General features: G+C 48.9%; 22 protein-coding genes. 16 read left to right on the forward strand and 6 right to left on the reverse strand.

Annotation, left to right across the window (positions count from 1 at the left end; genetic code table 11):
• The first annotated feature begins 108 nt into the window (after positions 1-108).
• The 16 genes from HMPREF3047_RS08865 (at position 109) to nqrM (ending at position 16,184) form a co-directional block, all read left to right on the forward strand.
• Entirely contained in the window at positions 109-405 is a 297-nt protein-coding gene (locus tag HMPREF3047_RS08865) for a helix-turn-helix domain-containing protein (protein WP_003680870.1), read from the forward strand.
• 19 nt (positions 406-424) lie between these two features.
• Positions 425-2,983 carry a [protein-PII] uridylyltransferase gene (glnD, locus tag HMPREF3047_RS08870; RefSeq protein WP_070713479.1) on the forward strand — a complete coding sequence of 853 codons (2,559 nt, stop codon included), beginning with the start codon at positions 425-427 and terminating at the stop codon, positions 2,981-2,983.
• Positions 2,984-3,773: 790 nt separating this feature from the next.
• Positions 3,774-4,205: a pilin gene (locus HMPREF3047_RS08875; protein WP_070713483.1), complete on the forward strand. Its 432-nt coding sequence runs from the start codon at positions 3,774-3,776 to the stop codon at positions 4,203-4,205.
• A gap of 93 nt (positions 4,206-4,298) precedes the next feature.
• Positions 4,299-4,772: a pilin gene (locus tag HMPREF3047_RS08880; RefSeq protein WP_070713485.1), complete on the forward strand. Its 474-nt coding sequence runs from the start codon at positions 4,299-4,301 to the stop codon at positions 4,770-4,772.
• Between the two features lie 401 nt (positions 4,773-5,173).
• The gene (locus HMPREF3047_RS08885) at positions 5,174-5,656 is read left to right on the forward strand and encodes an Lrp/AsnC family transcriptional regulator (RefSeq protein ID WP_003684427.1); all 483 of its coding nucleotides are present in this window, start codon (positions 5,174-5,176) and stop codon (positions 5,654-5,656) included.
• Between the two features lie 117 nt (positions 5,657-5,773).
• Positions 5,774-6,370 carry a DUF1415 domain-containing protein gene (locus tag HMPREF3047_RS08890; protein ID WP_070713493.1) on the forward strand — a complete coding sequence of 199 codons (597 nt, stop codon included), beginning with the start codon at positions 5,774-5,776 and terminating at the stop codon, positions 6,368-6,370.
• Positions 6,371-6,384: 14 nt separating this feature from the next.
• Positions 6,385-6,744 carry a YbaN family protein gene (locus tag HMPREF3047_RS08895; protein ID WP_070632654.1) on the forward strand — a complete coding sequence of 120 codons (360 nt, stop codon included), beginning with the start codon at positions 6,385-6,387 and terminating at the stop codon, positions 6,742-6,744.
• A gap of 443 nt (positions 6,745-7,187) precedes the next feature.
• A complete protein-coding gene (locus HMPREF3047_RS08900) occupies positions 7,188-8,606 on the forward strand; it encodes a sodium:proton antiporter (protein ID WP_070713495.1) in 1,419 nt (472 codons plus the stop codon).
• Positions 8,607-8,943: 337 nt separating this feature from the next.
• Complete coding sequence (locus tag HMPREF3047_RS08905; protein ID WP_070615826.1) at positions 8,944-10,287, forward strand: Na(+)-translocating NADH-quinone reductase subunit A; 1,344 nt, start codon at positions 8,944-8,946, stop codon at positions 10,285-10,287.
• Between the two features lie 2 nt (positions 10,288-10,289).
• Positions 10,290-11,522, forward strand: a complete 1,233-nt coding sequence (locus HMPREF3047_RS08910) for an NADH:ubiquinone reductase (Na(+)-transporting) subunit B (RefSeq protein ID WP_070713498.1) — start codon at positions 10,290-10,292, stop codon at positions 11,520-11,522.
• Positions 11,515-12,291: a Na(+)-translocating NADH-quinone reductase subunit C gene (locus HMPREF3047_RS08915; RefSeq protein ID WP_070713499.1), complete on the forward strand. Its 777-nt coding sequence runs from the start codon at positions 11,515-11,517 to the stop codon at positions 12,289-12,291. The genes HMPREF3047_RS08910 and HMPREF3047_RS08915 overlap by 8 nt, the downstream gene beginning before the upstream one ends.
• Positions 12,291-12,917, forward strand: coding sequence for an NADH:ubiquinone reductase (Na(+)-transporting) subunit D (locus HMPREF3047_RS08920; protein ID WP_070713501.1), 627 nt, complete (start codon positions 12,291-12,293; stop codon positions 12,915-12,917). The genes HMPREF3047_RS08915 and HMPREF3047_RS08920 overlap by 1 nt, the downstream gene beginning before the upstream one ends.
• Positions 12,918-12,920: 3 nt before the next feature.
• Positions 12,921-13,514, forward strand: a complete 594-nt coding sequence (gene nqrE, locus HMPREF3047_RS08925) for an NADH:ubiquinone reductase (Na(+)-transporting) subunit E (RefSeq protein ID WP_003684365.1) — start codon at positions 12,921-12,923, stop codon at positions 13,512-13,514.
• A gap of 13 nt (positions 13,515-13,527) precedes the next feature.
• Positions 13,528-14,745 (forward strand): NADH:ubiquinone reductase (Na(+)-transporting) subunit F, encoded by a 1,218-nt coding sequence (nqrF, locus tag HMPREF3047_RS08930; protein WP_004519569.1) that lies wholly within the window; start codon positions 13,528-13,530, stop codon positions 14,743-14,745.
• Positions 14,746-14,877: 132 nt separating this feature from the next.
• The gene (locus HMPREF3047_RS08935; RefSeq protein ID WP_083297198.1) at positions 14,878-15,945 is read left to right on the forward strand and encodes an FAD:protein FMN transferase; all 1,068 of its coding nucleotides are present in this window, start codon (positions 14,878-14,880) and stop codon (positions 15,943-15,945) included.
• Between the two features lie 17 nt (positions 15,946-15,962).
• Positions 15,963-16,184, forward strand: a complete 222-nt coding sequence (nqrM, locus tag HMPREF3047_RS08940; RefSeq protein WP_003680888.1) for a (Na+)-NQR maturation NqrM — start codon at positions 15,963-15,965, stop codon at positions 16,182-16,184.
• A 224-nt stretch (positions 16,185-16,408) separates the two neighbouring features.
• On the opposite strand, the gene rpmG is transcribed toward nqrM, so the two are convergent.
• The 6 genes from rpmG to HMPREF3047_RS08975 all read right to left on the reverse strand — a co-directional run bounded on the left by rpmG (position 16,409) and on the right by HMPREF3047_RS08975 (position 20,655).
• Entirely contained in the window at positions 16,409-16,564 is a 156-nt protein-coding gene (gene rpmG / locus HMPREF3047_RS08945) for a 50S ribosomal protein L33 (RefSeq protein WP_003684373.1), read from the reverse strand.
• Between the two features lie 30 nt (positions 16,565-16,594).
• Positions 16,595-16,828, reverse strand: coding sequence for a 50S ribosomal protein L28 (gene rpmB, locus HMPREF3047_RS08950; RefSeq protein WP_002216391.1), 234 nt, complete (start codon positions 16,826-16,828; stop codon positions 16,595-16,597).
• 250 nt (positions 16,829-17,078) lie between these two features.
• Positions 17,079-18,407 carry a branched-chain amino acid transport system II carrier protein gene (gene brnQ, locus HMPREF3047_RS08960; protein WP_070713505.1) on the reverse strand — a complete coding sequence of 443 codons (1,329 nt, stop codon included), beginning with the start codon at positions 18,405-18,407 and terminating at the stop codon, positions 17,079-17,081.
• 1 nt (position 18,408) lies between these two features.
• The gene (locus HMPREF3047_RS08965; protein ID WP_070713506.1) at positions 18,409-19,305 is read right to left on the reverse strand and encodes a segregation and condensation protein A; all 897 of its coding nucleotides are present in this window, start codon (positions 19,303-19,305) and stop codon (positions 18,409-18,411) included.
• Between the two features lie 92 nt (positions 19,306-19,397).
• Entirely contained in the window at positions 19,398-19,865 is a 468-nt protein-coding gene (locus HMPREF3047_RS08970) for a hypothetical protein (protein WP_070713509.1), read from the reverse strand.
• Positions 19,866-19,878: 13 nt separating this feature from the next.
• On the reverse strand, positions 19,879-20,655 hold the full coding sequence (locus HMPREF3047_RS08975) for a tRNA threonylcarbamoyladenosine dehydratase (protein ID WP_070713512.1): 777 nt from the start codon (positions 20,653-20,655) through the stop codon (positions 19,879-19,881).
• Positions 20,656-20,752 lie beyond the last annotated feature (97 nt).

Here is a 20,752-nt window from a genome sequence, read left to right on the forward strand (position 1 = left end):
TTTTGCAAAGGTCTCAGGCCGTCTGAAAACTTTCAGACGGCCTTTCCTTTCCCCTCACAAAAATAGTATAAAATCTCCTTATCGTTCAAACCACAAACTCAAAATACCATGGTCAACAAACTCACTCCCCCTCCAAGCCTGCCCGATCCGCAAGACCTCCGTGCCGTTATCGCTTACAACATGCGCCTCTACCGCGTTAATCACGGCTGGTCGCAAGAAGAACTGGCGCGCCAATGCGGACTTGACCGCACCTACGTCTCCGCCGTCGAGCGCAAACGCTGGAACATCGCCCTTTCCAACATCGAAAAAATCGCATCCGCACTCAAAATCGCCCCTTACAAACTCCTTCTTCCGCCGCAAGAGATGCTCCGCCAAATGACCGAGCCTGCCGACACCCAAGCCTAGTTCACAGCCAGATATCATTATGACCGCCGCCCAACAAGCCATCCAAACCTACCAGCAGCAAAAAGCAGCAGCAGAAACCGCCTACCGCCAAAACAACCGCCCTACCGTTTACTTCCGCGACCATATCGCCGCTGCCGAAACCCTGCTGCAAACCCTCTGGCAAATCCACTTTCCCGACAGCGACGACATCAGTCTCATTGCCATCGGCGGCTTCGGGCGTTGCGAACTCTACCCCCATTCTGACTGGGACTTAGCGATTATTTCCTCGGCCCCATTTTCAGACGGCCTGCAACAACAAACCGCCCAATTTATCCAAACCCTTTGGGACGCACGCCTCAATCCCGCCATCAAAAGCGGCAGCATAGAAGAAATACTCCAAAGTACCCAAAACGACATTACCGGCGAAACCGCCTTTCTTGAAGCACGCCACCTACAAGGCAATGCCGACCTTACCGCCCAACTTCTAAACAAACTCAACACACGTCGCGACACAGCCGCCTTTATCGAAGCCAAACTCCTCGAAATGGAGCAACGCCATACCAAATCCCAAGGCACAGGCGCACAACTCGAACCCAACATCAAAACCTGCCCCGGCGGCCTGCGCGACATCCATACCCTTATCTGGACAGCCAAAGCACAAGGCATAGACAGCAACCCCACTGCCCTCGTTACCGCAGGCGTCCTCACACGCACTGAAGCCGGCATGCTGGCTCATGGCTACCGCCGTCTCGCCAACATCCGCATTCACCTCCACCTTACCGCCGACCGCCCCGAAGACAGACTGCTTTTCGACTACCAGTCCCAAGTCGCCGAAAGCTTAGGCTATCCCCAACCCGACATCCGCGGCAGAAGCGAAGCCCTGATGCACACCTTCTACCGAGCCACCAAAGCCATCAAACAACTCAACGGCATCCTTATTCCGGTTCTCAAAAACCATCAAACCTCCAGCCATCCCCAACATATCCACCCCATCGACAGCCACTACAAACGCATCGGCCACCAAATTGCCACCAACGACCTTGCCCTGTTCGAACAAAATCCCGAACACATCTTCACCATTATTCAAACCATGCAGGAGCAAAACATCACCACCATCGAGCCGCAAACCCTGCGCGCATGGTGGGCGGCCACACGAAAAATCAACACCCGTTTTACCCAAAATCCAGAAAACCGCCGCCGCTTTATCCAATTCTTCAAACACGGCACCGGCCTTACCCAAACCCTCCGTTTTCTCAACCTCTACGGCGTACTTGGCCGCTATCTCCCCGCATGGGAAAAAATCACCGGCCTGCTCCAACACGACCTCTTCCATATTTACCCCGTAGACGACCACATCCTGACCGTCGTCCGCAATATGCGCCGTCTCGCCATCGAAACCCATAGCCACGAAATGCCCGAGGCCAGCGCCATCATGCAGGCCTACCCACGACCACATGTCCTCTACACCGCCGCCCTGTTGCACGACATCGCCAAAGGCCGTGGCGGCGATCACGCCAAAGAAGGCATCAAAGACGCACAACAATTCGCCGCCAACCACTACTACACCGAAGAAGAAAGCCACCTCCTCGCATGGCTGGTTGAAAACCACCTGCTCATGTCCACCGTTGCCCAAAAAGAAGACATCCAAGATCCCCATGTCCTCCAAGCCTTCTGCCGCCGTATTCCTACACGCGAATACCTCGACGCACTCTACCTGCTTACCATTGCCGACATCCGCGGCACCAACCCCAAACTTTGGAACACATGGCGCGCCAGCCTGCTCCAAACCCTCTACCACAGCACCGCCGCCGTTTTAAACAGCAAACACCACGATCCCGAACGCCTCCCCAACCGACGCGAACAAGCCTCGACCGATCAGCTCACGCATGCGGCCGTTCCCCTCAAAAACCAACAAAAACTCCGCCGCATCCTCGGCAGCGCATACTACGTCCGCCATCAAACGCGGGAAATCCTCTGGCACACCGCAAACCTCGCCTACGACACCCAAAGTCCGGCCGTCCGCAGCCGCATCCTTCCCCAAAGCAACAGCCTTCAAGTCATGGTGTTCATGCCCAATGGCGACCGCCTCTTCGCACGCCTCTGCCGCATTTTCAGCAGCCACCGCTTCGACATCCAAGCCGCCCGTGCCTTTATTACCGAGCACGACTACATCCTTGACACCTTTATTCTCCAACTTCCCGACAATCTCCCGCCCGAAGAATATCCCGACCGCCAAAGCGCACTCGAAGCCGAACTCAACAGCTTCATCCACGGCAATACCACCGTCCAAAAACAAAGCGGCCGCCCGCACATCAGCCGCCGCATCCGCCACATCCCCATTCCACCTACCGTAATCATCACCCCCGAAGAAGATTATCCCGGCTGGCACACCATAGACATCACCGCCGTCAACCGCCCCCACCTCCTCGCCGACATCGCCGAGACCTTCTTCGCACACAACATCAGCCTGCGCTACGCCAAAATCACCACCTTGGATCAGCGTATTGAGGATAGCTTCATCACCTACAGCCCATCCCTACAAGACCCGCAAATCCAAAACACCCTAAAGCAGGCATTGGTCGAAGTCTTAACCCCATAAAGGCCGTCTGAACATCTTAAAAACATAGGGTGAGCATTTTTTGCTCACCCTAATCACACCCAAAAATATAAACATCCTGAATATACTCTTTTAAAACACTCAAGAAATCCAAAACTTTAAAATTCAAAACAGACCATTGCTCTGACATAAAACTACATTCTAAAATCATAATCCAAATGAATATAATTCTAATAACAAATTTTCATCCACCTATTATACCAAACCCTCGTTAAAAATCCTTCCTTCCAAATCTTTTCCTCATCCATATTCAAACAAAATACGTATACAAAATAAAACCTATAAAAAACAAAAAAATAAAATCACAAAATATTAAACCTACCGATTAATCCAAAAAATCACCGCCCATCTAAACCAATTAACATATTATTGAACAAGCTTAATTTCTGACAAAAAACGTCACACACCCAAACTTGCCTCCTTTCCCTGTCACAAAAAACACAAAACTGACAAAAAACGTCAACCACCCAAATTCCCTAAAATCCTGAAACTTTCAAACAAAACCTCATAAAACTTAAAAATTAAAAAATAAACCAAATAAAAACAATGAATAAAAAATAAAAAATAAAATTTTTAATCAATTTTGCGCACTTGGCACACAGACTGCTTGTAACAACACATCCGATAAGGCCCAAGCCTCAAAGCAGCAAGCCCGACGGAAGCTGTATATTCCTTCTTACTTATGGTTTACTCATAATACATAGTGCCAAGCACATTACGGACTTTTTACTTAAACACAATTATTCACACTTTCAAACTGGAGTTTTAAACAATGAAAGCAATCCAAAAAGGTTTTACCCTGATCGAATTGATGATCGTCATCGCCATCTTGGGCATCTTGGCCGTAATCGCTCTGCCTGCATACCAAGACTACACCATCCGCGCCAAAGTATCTGAAGGCTTGAGCTTAGCCGAGCCTGCAAAATTGGCTGTAGCAGAAACTGCTTCTGCTTTGGGTGGCCTGAAAGCAATTACTGCCACCAATACTGGTTACACTTTCCCACAAAAAGGTACTAGCTATGTTAAGAGCATTGCTATTACACCAGGCTCTGGCATAATCACAGTTACTACTCAAAATACAGGTGCGACTAAACAGCCTGTACTGACTCTGACTCCTGCTCAAGCAAACTCTGAGTCTCCAATTACTTGGACATGTAAATTTAAAGACAGCGAAGCTAAACACGTTCCTGCTAACTGCCGCTAATATTGGTATTGCAGCCTGAATAAAAGCAAATCCCATAACGCGGTTATGGGATTTGCTTTATAAAAATAAAAAACTTAAAAACGATACGCTCAAATGAATACCCCATTTCAAGCCCAAAAAGGTTTTACCCTGATTGAGCTGATGATAGTTATCGCCATCCTCGGTATTCTGGTTGTTGTCGCCATACCCACTTATCAAAACTATACCGGTAGGGCGCAAGCCTCCGAAGCACTATACCTTGCCGATGACCTGAAAACCGAAATCAGCATCGCTTCTGCAGTAAATAACCGCCTGCCAAATGCAGAGGATGTCAGCAAACAAGGCACAATCGGTGTTACCGCTCAACGCATCGGCGGCACATACATCCAAAACGGTGGTGTAACGGTAGAAGCAGATACAGGCAAAATCAGTATTCCTTTCGATAAAGGGCAAAACAAAGGAAAAGTCCTGACCCTGACCCCTTATCGAAATAATAACGATTCGACTTGGTTGCTCAACTGGCAATGCGGCGGAACGCTGGATCCGATGATGGTTCCCGCCATGTGCCGTGACAACTCACACGGATAAGAACCAAGCATATACCCTAAGAAAAACACAAAAATACATTGCAAAGAAAACACCCAAACAAAGCCAAATACAAACGCGGAAAGCGAACAAACCAAAAGAACAAAACTCTCCAAAACAAGGTCCTTAAGAGCCTGAATGATCACATTACGAAAATAAATGCCGTCTGAAATCGTTTTCAGACGGCCTCTTTATATCCAATCCTAATATGACATAAAACTTTGATCTTGATTAGTTTCAGACGGCCTTCATCTTTTCACAACTACATAAAACAAATTCGCAACACCCCTGATAAGACAATTTGTCGCACATCTGAACTCAATATATAATTTAACCATGCAAGTCTTTATTTTTAAGCATTTTTCATTTTCAAAACATACATTATCTACGCTGGGAGAACCATCATGCCTCATCTAAACTTGGACAAAACGGATTTAAAGATTCTGCAGGTTTTGCAGGAAAATGGGCGGTTGAGCAATGTTGAGCTTTCTGAAAAGGTGGCGCTCTCCCCTTCTCCCTGCCTGCGCCGTCTCAAACAGCTTGAAGATGCGGGCATTATTCAAAAATACGCCGCCCAGCTTTCTCCCGTATCTTTGGGCTTGGGTTTGCAGGCTTTTATCCGTGTATCGATTAGCAAGGCAAAAGATGCACGCGAGGATTTTTCCGAATCTGTCCGCGCTTGGCCGGAAGTATTGAGCTGCTTTGCTTTAACAGGCGAAACCGACTATCTGCTCCATGCCTTTTTTACCGATATGAACGCGTTTTCCCATTTTGTTTTGGACACGCTGCTTTCGCACCACGGCGTGCAAGATGCGCAATCAAGTTTTGTGTTGAAAGAAATTAAAAACACGACTGCTCTGCCTTTGGTTCATTTGGTTCAGGATTGATGATTTGAAACTGATAAAGGCCGTCTGTTGTTCAGACGGCCTTTTAAATTCCAATGGTTTGCTTTCACGTCCATACACTTGTATACTTTTTAAGAATAATTCACATAAGCTTTTACTATGACAGACACCACCCATCTCGATATCGATACTGTTTCAGAACATACCAAACAATGGCTGGAAAAAGCCGTTATCGGGCTGAATCTCTGCCCGTTTGCCAAAGCGCCGCACGTTAAAAACCTGGTTCGCATCGTTGTCAGCGAAGCCCATCATTTGGACGGTTTCCTTGAAGACTTAGATCGTGAATTGCAGCTTCTGGGCAATACGCCCGCTTCGGAATTGGAAACCACTTTACTGGTTCATCCAACGCTGTTCCCTGATTTTGAAACCTTCAACCAAATGCTGGAAATTGCGGATGATGCGGTTGTAGAAAACGAATTGGAAGGTATTATCCAAATTGCGCCGTTCCATCCCGATTTTCAATTTGAAGGCACGGAAGCCGACGACATCAGCAACTACACCAACCGCTCGCCCTATCCGACCTTACATCTTATTCGTGAAGACAGTATTGCCAAAGCGGCTGAAGCATTTCCCAATGCCTCGGCAATTTTCGACCGCAATATCGCGCTGCTGGAAAAAATGGGACATGAGGGCTGGGATAAATTAGACATTCCGCGTTGTCCATTTCCGCATCACAAGCCGTCTGAAAACAAATAATTGGTGACGGGAATATGGTTCGCTATTTATTGATTTTTTGCGGCGCATTGTCTCTTGTCTTGGGCATTATCGGCATTTTCCTGCCATTACTGCCGACTACGCCTTTCATTTTATTGACCGCCGCCTGCTGGGCAAAGGCTTCGCCGCGCTTTCACAATTGGCTGTATCATCACCGCCATTTCGGCCCCATCATACAAAACTGGGAAAACAACGGCGCCGTGCCACGCAAGGCAAAGTTCTTCGCTATCGGCATGATGGCCCTTTCTTGCCTGTTTATGTTTTGGCAATTTCCAGAACGCTGGTGGATTGGTGCCGTATCATCAGTCTTCTGTAGCTGCGTGGCGGTGTGGATGTGGTTACGGCCGGAAGCATAAAATAAAACAGGTGGGCATTTTCGCTTACCTGTTTCTTTATTTTCATACCCAATTTATCCATCAAAACAATCAGTAAGAACCCAAACACCCTATTCGACCCTCATTTTTCAGACGGCCTCCATTTATTTAATCAAATGTAAATTTTAGCTAAAATTAATTCAAAGCATTTTTTCGATAGTATTATTTTCGATATTTTAAATTACTGTTTAAAAAACATTTTTTTACTACTTCCAACTACGCTCATCGCTTTTATTTCTTTATTTGCATCAACATTTCTTTTGATTCCAACATTCTAAACCATCCCTTAACACTTGCTTTGCGTTATACTTTCCCCTGACACCACCGCGCAGTTCGTCTGGATATTTTCAGACGGCCTGAATATTTCACCGCCGTGCTTTCTCAACGAAGTTCCTCACGGCGCAACAGAATAAAAAGGAAATACTATGCGCTCTCTCTCATTTTTACTGCTTCTTGCCGCCTTTCCTGCTGCGGCATCCGATTTTGACGGCTCATCCGCAAGCCTGCTTTGGGGTCTGCCGTTTGCACTGATTCTCTTGTCCATTGCACTCGGACCTCTGTTCTTCTCCCATACTTGGCACCACCACTTCGGCAAAATTACGGCGTTTTGGACGCTGCTGTTTTTAACGCCGTTTATCGTAACCTTTGGTTTCGGAGCAGGCGTGCATACCGTTGCCCATGCGTTGGTTGAAGAATATATCCCCTTTATCCTGCTGCTTTTGGCGCTCTATACCATTTCAGGCGGTATTTTTGTCAGCGGCGACTTGCATGGTTCGCCTAAATTGAACACAACCCTGTTGGCAGTCGGCACGGCTTTGTCGTCCATCATGGGGACGACAGGCGCGGCGATGTTGATGATTCGTCCGCTTTTGAAAGCCAACCATAAACGCCACTACCGCGTTCACATCGTGATTTTCTTCATTTTCTTGGTGGCGAATATCGGCGGCGGTCTGACTCCTTTAGGCGATCCTCCGCTGTTCTTAGGATTCCTGAAAGGCGTAGATTTCATGTGGACGGTCAAACACATGCTGATGCCTGTATTGATCAGTTCTGTGGTTTTGCTGGCTGTTTTCTACATCATCGACAGCCGACACTTCAAGCGTGAACAAAGCGAACACCTTGCTCCTGCTCCTTCCGATAAAGAAGAAAAAGTCAAAATTTACGGCAAATGGAATTTCCTGTTGCTGGCCGGTGTTGTCGGCGCGGTTTTATTGTCCGGCTTGTGGAAACCAAATCATCCGGGCTTTGAAATCTTGGGCAGCCATTATGCCTTGCAAAACCTGATGCGCGATGGCATTTTGCTGGCTTTGACCGCCGTATCTTGGATTATTACGCCCAAACAGGTCCGCGCAGGCAATGAGTTCAACTTCGAGCCGATTGCCGAAGTGGGCAAACTGTTTTTGGGTATTTTCATTACCATTTCCCCCGTCTTGGCGATTTTGAAAGCTGGTGAAACAGGCGCATTGGCTTCTGTTGTTTCTTTGGTTCACGACGCGGCAGGCAATCCGATTAATGTGATGTATTTCTGGATGAGCGGCATTTTGTCGGCATTCTTGGATAACGCGCCGACTTATTTGGTGTTCTTCAATATGGCCGGTGGCGACGCCCAAGCCTTGATGACAGGCCACCTGTTCCATTCACTGCTGGCAGTATCCATGGGTTCCGTATTTATGGGCGCGCTCACTTATATCGGTAATGCGCCGAACTTCATGGTCAAAGCCATTGCCGAACAACGCGGCGTACCGATGCCTTCCTTCTTCGGCTATATGGCATGGTCGGTGATTGTATTGGTACCGCTGTTTGCCCTGCATACGATGATTTTCTTCGTTTGGCAGCTCTTTTAAACTTAGAGGCCGTCTGAAATTCAGACGGCCTTTTATTTTCAGCTATATCATCAAACATAGCGTTTAAATATCAATCAGTTAAAAATTATTTCTCTTAACACTCGATTACATATTCCTACTTTTTTCCCACTTTTCCCGTAAAAATAAGCGTAAAACTGACATAAAACAGCCTATACCTGATAAAATCTAAAGCTTTGTTGTTTGCGTTTATTCGTTGTTTTTATAGCAAACCTCTGCTTTTTTCAGACGGCCCATCCTTTGTTTCAAAGCATTACATGCCGTCTGAAAAAACAATCCGACATCCGAATCTCAACCCACCAAAAAGTAACGCATCCTTATGATTAAGATAAAAAAAGGCTTAGACCTGCCTATCGCAGGCAGACCGGAGCAAGTCATTTATGACGGCCCGGCCATTACCGAAGTCGCGTTGCTTGGCGAAGAATATGTCGGCATGCGCCCCTCGATGAAAATCAAGGAAGGCGAAGCCGTCAAAAAAGGCCAAGTGCTGTTTGAAGACAAAAAGAATCCGGGCGTAGTATTTACTGCTCCGGCTTCAGGCAAAATCGCCGCTATTCACCGTGGCGAAAAGCGCGTACTTCAGTCAGTCGTGATTGCCGTTGAAGGCAACGACGAAATCGAGTTCGAACGCTACGCACCTGAAGCGCTGGCAAAATTGAGCAGCGAAGAAGTGCGCCGCAACCTGATTCAATCCGGTTTGTGGACTGCGCTGCGTACCCGTCCGTTCAGCAAAATTCCTGCCGTCGATGCCGAGCCGTTCGCCATCTTCGTCAATGCGATGGACACCAATCCGCTGGCTGCCGATCCTACGGTCATCATCAAAGAAGCCGCCGAAGACTTCAAACGCGGCCTGTTGGTATTAAGCCGCCTGACCGAGCGTAAAATCCATGTGTGTAAAGCAGCCGGCGCAGATGTGCCGTCTGAAAACGCTGCCAACATCGAAACACATGAATTTGGCGGTCCGCACCCTGCCGGTTTGAGTGGCACGCACATTCATTTCATCGAGCCAGTCGGTGCGAACAAAACCGTTTGGACCATCAATTATCAAGATGTGATTGCCATTGGCCGTTTGTTTGCAACAGGCCGTCTGAACACCGAGCGCGTGATTGCCTTGGGTGGCTCTCAAGTCAACAAACCACGCCTCTTGCGTACCGTTTTGGGTGCGAAAGTATCGCAAATTACTGCGGGCGAATTGGTTGATGCAGACAACCGCGTGATTTCCGGCTCAGTATTGAACGGCGCGATTGCACAAGGCGCGCACGATTACCTCGGCCGCTACCACAATCAGATTTCCGTTATCGAAGAAGGCCGCAGCAAAGAGCTGTTCGGCTGGGTTGCGCCACAACCGGACAAATACTCCATCACGCGCACAACTCTCGGCCATTTCCTGAAAAACAAACTCTTCAAGTTCAACACAGCCGTCAACGGCGGCGACCGCGCGATGGTACCGATCGGCACTTACGAGCGCGTGATGCCGTTGGATATCCTGCCTACCCTGCTCTTGCGCGATTTAATCGTCGGCGATACCGACAGCGCTCAGGCACTGGGTTGCTTGGAATTGGACGAAGAAGACCTCGCTTTGTGCAGCTTCGTCTGCCCGGGCAAATACGAATACGGCCCGCTGTTGCGCAAGGTGCTGGAAACCATTGAGAAGGAAGGCTGATTATGGGCTTGAAACATTTTCTTGAAAAAATCGAACCGCACTTCCTGCCGGGCGGCAAACATGAAAAATGGTATGCCCTCTACGAAGCTGCGGCGACGATTTTCTATACATCCGGCGCGGTAACGCGCAAAGCGGCCCACGTCCGCGATGCGCTCGACTCCAAGCGCATGATGATTTTGGTGTGGCTGGCTTTGTTCCCTGCCATGTTCTACGGCATGTACAACGTCGGCGCGCAGGCATTCGGTGCGTTAACGCCTGATTTGCTGCAACAAAATATCGCCAACGACTGGCATTACGCCCTTGCCAACGCTTTGGGCATCAATATGTCGTCTGAAGCGGGTGTGTTGGGCAAAATGCTCTTCGGCGCGATTTTCTTCCTGCCGATTTACGCGACTGTATTTGTTGTGGGCGGCTTCTGGGAAGTCTTGTTCGCCACTGTACGCAAACACGAAATCAACGAAGGTTTCTTCGTGACTTCGATTCTGTTTGCTTTGATCGTTCCCCCCACCCTGCCTTTGTGGCAAGCGGCTTTGGGTATTTCTTTCGGCGTTGTGGTTGCGAAAGAAGTATTCGGCGGTACAGGCAAAAACTTCATGAACCCTGCTCTTGCAGGCCGTGCGTTCCTGTTCTTCGCCTACCCTGCCAATATTACCGGCGATACCATTTGGACTGCGGTTGACGGCTATTCCGGTGCCACTGCTTTGGCGCAATGGGCGGCACACGGTGCAGACGGCCTGAAAAACGCTGTAACCGGTCAAAACATCTCTTGGATGGATGCGTTTATCGGTAACGTGCCCGGCTCAATCGGCGAAGTATCCACTTTGGCGCTCTTAATCGGCGGCGCGTTTATCGTGTTCACTCGTATTGCCTCTTGGCGCATTATCGCCGGCGTGATGATCGGTATGATTACCATGTCTTCTCTGTTTAACTTCATCGGTTCAGACACCAACGCCATGTTCTCCATGCCTTGGTACTGGCACTTGGTGGTCGGCGGCTTCGCCATCGGTATGCTGTTTATGGCGACCGACCCTGTTTCCGCTTCCTTTACCAATGTCGGCAAATGGTGGTACGGCGCGCTTATCGGTGTAATGTGCGTATTGATCCGCGTGGTCAACCCTGCTTACCCCGAAGGCATGATGTTGGCGATTTTGTTTGCCAACCTGTTTGCCCCGATTTTCGACTATTTCGTCGCACAAGCGAACATCAAACGCAGAAAGGCGCGCAGCAATGGCTAAGAAATTCGATAAAGACAGCTTCAGCGGCACGCTGATTGTGGTATTGGTTGTCAGCCTGATTTGTTCCATCATCGTTGCTGGTGCGGTCGTCGGCTTGAAACCTATCCAAGAGAAACAAAAACTCCAAGACAAACAAGGCTATATCTTAAGCGTAGCCGGTTTGATGGATAAAAACACCGACATCAGCAAAACCTTTGCCGAGCGTATCGAGCAACGTGTCGTGGACTTGGCAACCGGCGAATATGTCGCCGATGCGCCTAAAGACTTCAGCGCACGCATCGCAGGCAAAGACCCTGCCCAAAGCATCCAAATCAAACCCGAAGACGATTTGGCCGGCATCAAAAGCCGTGCCAAATACACCGAGGTTTATCTGGTAAAAGGCGATGACGGCAAAGTCAGCCAAATCATCCTGCCTATGCACGGCAACGGCTTGTGGTCTGTTATGTACGGCTTTGTCGCCATCCAACCCGATGGCAACACCATCAACGGCATCACCTACTACGACCAAGGCGAAACCCCGGGCTTGGGCGGCGAAATCGGCAATCCGTTGTGGCAACAAAAATTCGTCGGCAAAAAACTGTTTGACGAACAAGGCAAACTCGCCCTGCATGTCGGCAAAGGTGCAAGTTCGGACAAAGAACACGGCGTAGATGCCCTCTCCGGCGCATCGCTGACATCTAAAGGCGTGCAAGGTTCGTTCGCCTACTGGTTCGGCGAAAACGGCTATATCCCCTACCTGAACAAATTGAAATCAGCAGGAGCACAATAATGGCTGACATGAAACGCTTGAAATATTTGATGTTTTCACCCTTTATCGACAACAACCCGATTGCCTTGCAGGTTTTAGGGATTTGTTCGGCTTTGGCGGTTACCACCAAGCTTCAGACGGCCATCGTGATGGGTATTTCCGTAGCTTTGGTAACCGGTTTTTCCAGCTTCTTCATTTCTTTGGTACGCAACTATATCCCCAACAGCATCCGTATTATCGTGCAAATGGCGATTGTTGCTTCCTTGGTAACGCTGGTTGACCAACTGCTCCAAGCTTTTGCCTATGAGCTGTCCAAACAGCTGTCCGTATTCGTCGGCCTGATTATTACCAACTGTATCGTGATGGGCCGTGCCGAAGCATTTGCCATGAAAGAGCCTCCTTTGGAGAGCTTGGTTGACGGTATCGGCAACGGTGCAGGTTACGGCCTGATGTTGATCATCATCGCAACCATCCGCGAACTGATCGGCTCAGGCAAGCTCTTTGGCTACACCATTTTCCAAACTGTACAAGATGGCGGCTGGTATCAAACCAACGGCTTGTTCTTGCTCGCCCCTAGCGCGTTCTTCATCATCGGCTTCTTGGTATGGGGTCTGCGCACTTGGAAACCTGAACAGGCGGAGAAATAAGACATGGAACATTACTTAAGCCTCTTTGTAAAATCCGTCTTTCTGGAAAACATGGCACTTTCCTTCTTCTTAGGGATGTGTACATTTTTGGCAGTATCTAAAAAAGTATCCACTGCATTCGGTTTGGGCGTGGCTGTAACTTTCGTACTCGGCCTGTCCGTCCCTGCCAACCAACTTGTTTACTCGCTGTTAAAAGACGGCGCGCTGGTTGAAGGCGTGGATCTGACCTTCCTGAAATTCATCACCTTCATCGGCGTGATTGCCGCTTTGGTGCAAATTTTGGAAATGTTCTTGGACAAATTCGTCCCTGCCCTCTACAACGCATTGGGTATCTATCTGCCTCTGATTACCGTAAACTGCGCGATTTTCGGTGCCGTATCGTTTATGGCGCAACGCGAATACAACTTCGGCGAGTCCGTTGTATACGGTTTCGGTGCAGGTCTGGGCTGGCTTTTGGCTATTGTCGCTTTGGCGGGCATTACCGAAAAAATGAAATATTCGGATGTCCCTAAAGGCCTCAAAGGCTTGGGCATTACCTTTATCGCCGCTGGCCTGATGGCAATGGCGTTTATGTCGTTCTCCGGCATCCAGTTATAAGAAAGGAATCGGCATGGAGATTATTTTAGGTATTGTGATGTTTACCCTCATCGTCTTGGTTTTGGCACTGATGATTCTGTTTGCCAAATCCAAGTTGGTGAGCGAAGGCGACATCACCATCAAAGTCAATAACGAAAAAGAGCTGACGATGCCTGCCGGCGGCAAACTGCTGGGTGCGCTTGCCAGCCAAGGCATCTTCGTTCCTTCCGCCTGCGGTGGCGGCGGCTCATGCGGTCAGTGCCGCGTTGTCGTGAAAAGCGGCGGTGGCGACATTCTGCCAACCGAGTTGTCCCACATCAGCAAACGCGAAGCGCGCGAAGGCTGCCGTCTGTCTTGTCAGGTCAACGTTAAAACCGACATGGACATCGAAGTACCAGAAGAAGTATTCGGCGTGAAAAAATGGGAATGTACCGTCATCTCGAATGACAACAAAGCAACGTTCATTAAAGAACTCAAGCTTGCCATTCCAGAAGGCGAAGAAGTTCCTTTCCGCGCCGGCGGCTACATTCAAATTGAAGCCCCTCCTCACACTGTTGCCTATAAAGACTTCGACATTCCTAAGGAATACCACGAAGACTGGGACAAATACAATCTGTGGCAATACGTTTCCAAAGTGGACGAGCCGATTTTGCGTGCCTACTCCATGGCTTCATATCCAGAAGAAAAAGGCATCATCATGCTGAACGTGCGTATCGCCACGCCGCCTCCGCGCGTACCTGATGCGCCTCCGGGACAAATGTCGTCTTACATCTGGTCGCTTAAACCCGGTGATAAAGTAACGATTTCCGGTCCGTTCGGCGAATTCTTCGCCAAAGACACCGATGCCGAAATGGTATTTATCGGCGGTGGTGCGGGTATGGCTCCGATGCGTTCCCACATTTTCGACCAGCTAAAACGTTTGAACTCCAAACGTAAGATTACCTTCTGGTATGGTGCACGTTCTAAACGCGAGATGTTCTATGTCGAAGACTTCGACCAACTCGCAGCAGAATTCCCGAACTTCACATGGCACGTCGCTCTGTCCGACCCATTGCCTGAAGACAACTGGGACGGTTACACAGGCTTCATTCACAACGTGGTTTACGAAAACCACCTGAAAAACCACGAAGCACCGGAAGACTGCGAATTCTACATGTGCGGCCCTCCAATCATGAACCAGTCCGTGATCAAAATGCTCAAAGACTTGGGCGTGGAAGACGAAAACATCCTTTTGGACGATTTCGGCGGCTAACAGACAAAAAGGAAGAAACTTCGGTTTCTTCCTTTTTTATTGGCAGGCCGTCTGAAAACCATACTTTCAGACGGCCTGAACCTTTCTTTTACGATACAATAAAGGCTTCAAAAAATAATCCGCAAATCCCTTATGCCGTTTCTTTCAAATTCATTTTACCGTCCGATAATCGGTTGTACCGTTGCCATCGTTTCCGCACTCACGCTCTCTGCCTGCCAACCTGAAAAACAACAAACCATTACCCTGCAAGGCGAGACCATGGGCACGACCTATACTGTCAAATATCTTTCAGACGGCCAAGACAAACTCCCCTCCCCCGCCGAAATACAAAAACGCATTGATGATGCGCTTAAAGAAGTCAATCGGCAAATGTCTACCTACCAGACCGATTCCGAAATCAGCCAATTCAACCAGCTGCGCACTGTCAATCAGGCCATGCCCATTTCCCAAGACTTTGCCTATGTAACCGGCGAAGCCTTGCGTTTAAACAACCTGACGCACGGCGCACTAGACGTAACCGTCGGCCCCTTGGTCAACCTTTGGGGATTCGGTCCGCAAAAAGAAATCACGCACGAACCGACTGCACAAGAAATCCAACATGCTTCAGAAATGGTCGGTACGGACAAACTCAAACTTTCCCAAGACGGACAGCAGCCTACACTGGCGAAAACCCATCCCGAAGTCTATTTAGACCTATCCTCCATTGCCAAAGGCTTTGGTGTGGATAAAACCGCCGCCGAACTTGAAAAACTCAATATCGGCAATTATTTGGTAGAAATTGGAGGCGAGTTGCATGGTAAAGGCCGCAATGCGCAAGGCAACCCTTGGCGTATCGGCATCGAGCAACCCAATATCGTTCAAGGCGGCGCCACTCAAATCACCATTCCATTGGACAATAAATCACTGGCCACATCCGGCGACTACCGCATTTTCCATGTCGATAAGTCAGGCCGCCGCCTTTCCCATATCATCAACCCTAAAACCAAACAACCCATCAGCCACAACCTTGCTTCCATCAGCGTAGTCGCTGAAAACGCCACACTTGCAGACGGCCTTTCAACCGGCTTATTCGTCCTCGGAGAAACCGAAGCACTTAAACTTGCTGAGCAAGAAAATCTCGCCGTTTTCCTTATCATCCGGACCCCGCAAGGCGGCTACCATACTAAAATGTCCAGCGCATTCAAGAAATTACTAAACTAACCTTCAGGAATACACACATGAAAACCCTCCTCCTTACTTTCGGCATTTTTATCATTGTCATCCTCGGCATGGCAGTCGGCTATATCTTCTCCAAACGCACCATCAAAGGCAGCTGCGGCGGCATTTCCTCTCTCGGCATGAAGAAAATGTGCGATTGCGACACGCCATGCGATACCTTGCAAAAAGAGCTGGATAAAAAACAACATTCCGACAACCAAGGCATCAAAGTCGATCATTAAGTCATTGTTGAATGTTTATTAGTGATTTAAGACTGCTTATCCCCTATCAGGCCGTCTGAAAAATAAAAGAGCGTAATCCCAATGGATACACGCTCTTTGTATTTTGCCTCTTCCAAAGCAATCCAAAAATATCTTGCATACACATTTGAAACAAGCCTCCCAAACCAATCGAGAAAAAAGAAAAGCTCCTGAAAAACAGGAGCTTTTTCTTGGAAGAAACCGGATTATTTCAATTTAGTTTCTTTGTAAATAACGTGTTTACGGGCTACTGGGTCAAATTTTTTGATTTCCAGTTTGCCAGGCATAGTACGTTTGTTTTTAGTAGTTGTGTAGAAGTGACCAGTACCAGCACTGGACTCCAGTTTGATTTTATCGCGCATTGCAGTAATCCTTAATTAATGGTGTTTAAATTAAGCTTCGCCGCGAGCACGCAAATCAGCCAATACGACATCAATGCCTACTTTATCGATGGTGCGCAATGCAGCGTTAGAAACGCGCAGGCGAACCCAGCGGTTTTCACTTTCTACCCAGAAACGACGTGATTGCAAGTTAGGCAAAAAACGACGTTTGGTTTTGTTGTTGGCGTGTGATACGTTATTGCCAGACATCGGGCGCTTACCGGTCACTTTGCAAACTCGTGCCATGGTTAGTCTCCAAACTTCTAAAATAGTAAAACGCGATTTATACCACGAAATCCGCCTTCAGTTCAAGTCGTTTGCTGAAAAAACGGGATTTGTGGAAATAAATCTTCTCAATATGTTGCATCTGCGAAACGGTATTCCGCAAAGCCTTAACTTTTCAATTATAACGGATTTCTTTAAAAAAATCATCTGTCGTTTGCGTGGTCGGCGAAATAAACAGGCCGTCTGAACATTTCAGACGGCCTGTTTATCATCATGCTTTTTTCTTCAACGCCGCATTCAAAATGCAGCCGAGTATAAAGCAGGCTAAAGAGGGAACAACCCACCCTAAACCGATATTGTAAAACGGCAATGCGCGCTCGATGGCAGCCGCGGTTTCGGCATCAAATCCAAACGCGGCCTTATAGGCATCGAGCAAGCCGACCATAAGGGCCGCCATCATGGTGCAGAAATAGACAATACGGCCGCCGCCAAACAGTTTATCTGTCAAGGCCAACAAAATGATGACGATGGTCAGCGGATACAACAGCATCAACATAGGGATGGAAAACTGCAAAATCGCTGACAGGCCTTTGTTGGCCAACAGGATAGACACCACCGTATTCAGTATCACAAAGATTTTATAAGAAATACCCGGGTAAAGACGGTTGAAATATTCGGCGCATGAAGTAATCAAGCCAACCGCCGTACTCAGACAGGCAAGCAACACCATGACACCAAGCAACACAATACCGGCCGTACCGAAATAGTGCTGTGCGGTTTTAGACAAAACCGACGCGCCGTTTTCCTGCAAGCCGATACCGGCCACACCTGTCGCGCCCATATAGCCGATAAACAGGTAAACCACTGCCAAACAAGAAGCCGCCAACACACCGGAAATCGTCGTGGTCTTCAGTAAGTCCGCGCGGTTGTCCACGCCCATGGCGCGAACGGCATCGATGACGATAATGGCAAACACCAGCGAAGCCAGCGCGTCCATGGTGCCGTAGCCTTCCAAAATGCCTTTAACCAACGGATGAGTGGCAAAATCGCCTTGCGCCGCCTGCGGCATGCCCATCGGATTAATGGCGGCATAGCCGACCAATATCGCGATTGATAACAACAAAACAGGCGTGAGGATTTTACCGATACGGTCAACCAGCTTCCCCGGAGAAATCGACAGCCAATAAGTCATGCCGAAAAACACCAGGCTGAATACGGCTAATGCAATGTTTTTCCAAGATTCATCAATGAATGGGGAAATCGCGGTTTCAAAAGACACTGTCGCCGTACGCGGCATTGCAAACAGAGGGCCGATTGCCAGATAAAGTGCGGTGGCAAAAGTCACGCCGTACCAAGGCGCAACGCGGGAAGCCAATGCCTCCACATCGCGCGAGCCGGAATAGCCGACGGCAATCACGCCCAATAATGGCAAACCCGCCCCGGTCAGCAGAAAGCCGAACATGGCCGAAAGCCAGTTTTCACCGGCCTGCTGTCCCAAAAAAGCAGGAAAAATCAGGTTCCCCGCCCCAAAAAACAGGGCAAACAGCATTAAGCCCACCGCCCATAAAGAAGCTTTGTTATGACTTGTCGTCGAATTCATTTTAGTTCTCTTTTTTCAAATTTTCGTTATCGGTTTCATCGGCTTCAAGGCCGTCTGAAAACATTTTGGCTTCGTTTGTTTCCAAACCGTCTTTCAGGCTGATTTCGATTTCACCATAATTTTCAGGCTGCACGATACGCACCAAGCCTTCTTTAGCCAATTCCAGCAATGCAATAAAATTGACCACCACATATGTCGCGCCCTGATCCGGCTTAAACAAATCGCTGAACTTGCTGATACCGCTTTCGTTCAAGCGACGCAAAATCGCCGTCATCTGCGCGCGCACGGAAATGGTTTCCCGCACCACTTCATGACTGCGCGTATGCTTGGCGCGCGACAAAATACCCAACCAAGCCTGCGTCAAATCGGCAACATACACTTCCGGCAACTTCGCTTCGACCGCGATTTCCAGCGGCAGATAAGCCCAAGCAAAATCACGTCCGGCACGCGGCAACGCATCCAACCCCTGAGCCGCCAGTTTCATCTGTTCGTAAGCCAACAGACGGCGCACCAACTCGGCACGCGGATCCGCCTCTTCATCCTCAACTTCTTCGGGACGCGGCAACAGCAGGCGCGATTTAATTTCAATCAACATCGCCGCCATCAGCAGGTATTCTGCCGCCAAATCAAACTGATATGCTTCCATTTGGGCAATATAGTGCAGATACTGCTCGGTAATCTTCACCATCGGAATATCGAGGACATCGATATTCTGCTTGCGGATGAGGTACAGCAACAAATCCAACGGCCCTTGGAAGCTGCTCAATACCACCTTCAACGCATCAGGCGGAATAAACAAATCCTGCGGCACATCAGTGACAGGCTGACCGAACACCCACGCAACGGTATGTTCAGACGGCGTTGCTGCAGTGGAAGAGATAAGGTGTTCTGAAGGCATGGTTAAAGAGTCTTTTTCTTTTTAAGTTTAGTAAGAAGTTTCATCAACAAAAGGCCGTCTGAAACGGGGACAACCCGTTTTTAATATAAAAATCAGCGTTTTTTACGATTGATTTGCAAAGAAACAATGGCGATGGCAAAGGTCTGGGCCAAGGCCATGCCCAACAGCGGCAGACTGGCGAAAACCGTACCCGTCAGTACTGAGCCGATATCGCGGGACAATACAAAACCATCCCTCGCAAGCATCGCCACTATCAAAGCCAACAGCAGCAAACTTTCGCAGCCGACCAAAAACCAAATCATTTTAACCGAACGGCGTTTGCGCCATTTCATGATCCCGGCGTGTAAAAGGCTGAATATCACGACGGACAGAAACGGATAAAGAAAAGTGGTGAATGGGCGGTCATAACCGCTTTGCACACACAAATAATCGCCCGGCAGCGTATTGCATTCCATCACATCGAGAAACATCGGATCGACGGCATACATCAACACGCCGAACCATACCGCATAAATCAGACTGGCGATAAAGTAGGCTTTAAAAAATCGGCTCTTCACCATCTTCCCCTACCCCTCACTTCCGCCCTGCGATATGCTCCACCGCAGCCTGCGCGCAATACAGCCCAAACGAAGCCGTTACCAGCATACTCGCCCCATAGCCCGCGCAGGACAAACCTTGCGGCGCGGCATCGGTCGAACACGCTTCGCCGGATTGCGGCGGCGTAATATTCTCGGTTGAATAAACGCAAGGCACGCGCATTTTTTCTTTGGTATCGCGGCTGAAGCCGTAGCGTTTGCGCAAGGTGTAGCGTAGGTTGGAAAGCAGCGGATCATGGGTAACGCGGCTCAAATCGGCGGTTTGAATCAAAGCCGGATTTTTCTGTCCGCCCGCGCCGCCGCTGATAATAAACGGTTGTTTATGTCGCACGAAATATGCCGCCATCGCCGCTTTGACACGGATTTGGTCAATGGCATCGATGACAAAATCAAAAGGCCGTCTGAAAAGCTCGTCCAGATTGTCTTCGGTAACAAAATCTTCAATTTCCGTTACTTCGCATTGCGGATTGATTTGGGCAATGCGTTCGCGCAAAGCGGTAACTTTTGCCTTACCGAAATCATCGGTCAAAGCGTGCAACTGACGGTTGACATTGGACTCGGCAACGTTGTCCAAATCAATCAGCGTTAAACGACCGATACCGCTCCTCGCCAAAGCCTCTACCGCCCACGAGCCGACGCCGCCGACGCCGACCACGCACACATGCGCACGCGAAAAGCGCGCCAGTGCTTCGTCTCCGTAAAGTCTGGTAATGCCGCCAAAGCGGCGCGAAGAAAGAAAAGCGGCGTCCTGCATAAGTAACCTTGTGATATATCAATAAATTAATGAAAAACGCCACAGGCGATTCGGACAGACATTATACTTGAAAGCAGATGGGCTGTTGTACCCGCCC

Origin of the sequence: Neisseria sp. HMSC075C10 (genome assembly GCF_001815615.1) — a bacterium.
Taxonomy (GTDB): domain Bacteria; phylum Pseudomonadota; class Gammaproteobacteria; order Burkholderiales; family Neisseriaceae; genus Neisseria; species Neisseria subflava_A.

Excerpts from the sequence above, each read along its gene's own strand:
- HMPREF3047_RS08920 (WP_070713501.1), top strand. The coding sequence starts at position 12,291 with ATGGCTGACATGAAACGCTTGAAATATTTGATGTTTTCACCCTTTATC.
- HMPREF3047_RS08885 (WP_003684427.1), top strand. The coding sequence starts at position 5,174 with ATGCCTCATCTAAACTTGGACAAAACGGATTTAAAGATTCTGCAGGTT.
- HMPREF3047_RS08890 (WP_070713493.1), top strand. The coding sequence starts at position 5,774 with ATGACAGACACCACCCATCTCGATATCGATACTGTTTCAGAACATACC.
- brnQ (WP_070713505.1), bottom strand. The coding sequence starts at position 18,407 with ATGAATTCGACGACAAGTCATAACAAAGCTTCTTTATGGGCGGTGGGC.
- HMPREF3047_RS08875 (WP_070713483.1), top strand. The coding sequence starts at position 3,774 with ATGAAAGCAATCCAAAAAGGTTTTACCCTGATCGAATTGATGATCGTC.
- HMPREF3047_RS08900 (WP_070713495.1), top strand. The coding sequence starts at position 7,188 with ATGCGCTCTCTCTCATTTTTACTGCTTCTTGCCGCCTTTCCTGCTGCG.
- HMPREF3047_RS08970 (WP_070713509.1), bottom strand. The coding sequence starts at position 19,865 with ATGGTGAAGAGCCGATTTTTTAAAGCCTACTTTATCGCCAGTCTGATT.
- rpmB (WP_002216391.1), bottom strand. The coding sequence starts at position 16,828 with ATGGCACGAGTTTGCAAAGTGACCGGTAAGCGCCCGATGTCTGGCAAT.
- HMPREF3047_RS08975 (WP_070713512.1), bottom strand. The coding sequence starts at position 20,655 with ATGCAGGACGCCGCTTTTCTTTCTTCGCGCCGCTTTGGCGGCATTACC.
- glnD (WP_070713479.1), top strand. The coding sequence starts at position 425 with ATGACCGCCGCCCAACAAGCCATCCAAACCTACCAGCAGCAAAAAGCA.
- nqrE (WP_003684365.1), top strand. The coding sequence starts at position 12,921 with ATGGAACATTACTTAAGCCTCTTTGTAAAATCCGTCTTTCTGGAAAAC.
- HMPREF3047_RS08865 (WP_003680870.1), top strand. The coding sequence starts at position 109 with ATGGTCAACAAACTCACTCCCCCTCCAAGCCTGCCCGATCCGCAAGAC.
- HMPREF3047_RS08915 (WP_070713499.1), top strand. The coding sequence starts at position 11,515 with ATGGCTAAGAAATTCGATAAAGACAGCTTCAGCGGCACGCTGATTGTG.
- rpmG (WP_003684373.1), bottom strand. The coding sequence starts at position 16,564 with ATGCGCGATAAAATCAAACTGGAGTCCAGTGCTGGTACTGGTCACTTC.
- nqrF (WP_004519569.1), top strand. The coding sequence starts at position 13,528 with ATGGAGATTATTTTAGGTATTGTGATGTTTACCCTCATCGTCTTGGTT.
- HMPREF3047_RS08905 (WP_070615826.1), top strand. The coding sequence starts at position 8,944 with ATGATTAAGATAAAAAAAGGCTTAGACCTGCCTATCGCAGGCAGACCG.
- HMPREF3047_RS08965 (WP_070713506.1), bottom strand. The coding sequence starts at position 19,305 with ATGCCTTCAGAACACCTTATCTCTTCCACTGCAGCAACGCCGTCTGAA.
- nqrM (WP_003680888.1), top strand. The coding sequence starts at position 15,963 with ATGAAAACCCTCCTCCTTACTTTCGGCATTTTTATCATTGTCATCCTC.
- HMPREF3047_RS08880 (WP_070713485.1), top strand. The coding sequence starts at position 4,299 with ATGAATACCCCATTTCAAGCCCAAAAAGGTTTTACCCTGATTGAGCTG.
- HMPREF3047_RS08910 (WP_070713498.1), top strand. The coding sequence starts at position 10,290 with ATGGGCTTGAAACATTTTCTTGAAAAAATCGAACCGCACTTCCTGCCG.
- HMPREF3047_RS08895 (WP_070632654.1), top strand. The coding sequence starts at position 6,385 with ATGGTTCGCTATTTATTGATTTTTTGCGGCGCATTGTCTCTTGTCTTG.
- HMPREF3047_RS08935 (WP_083297198.1), top strand. The coding sequence starts at position 14,878 with ATGCCGTTTCTTTCAAATTCATTTTACCGTCCGATAATCGGTTGTACC.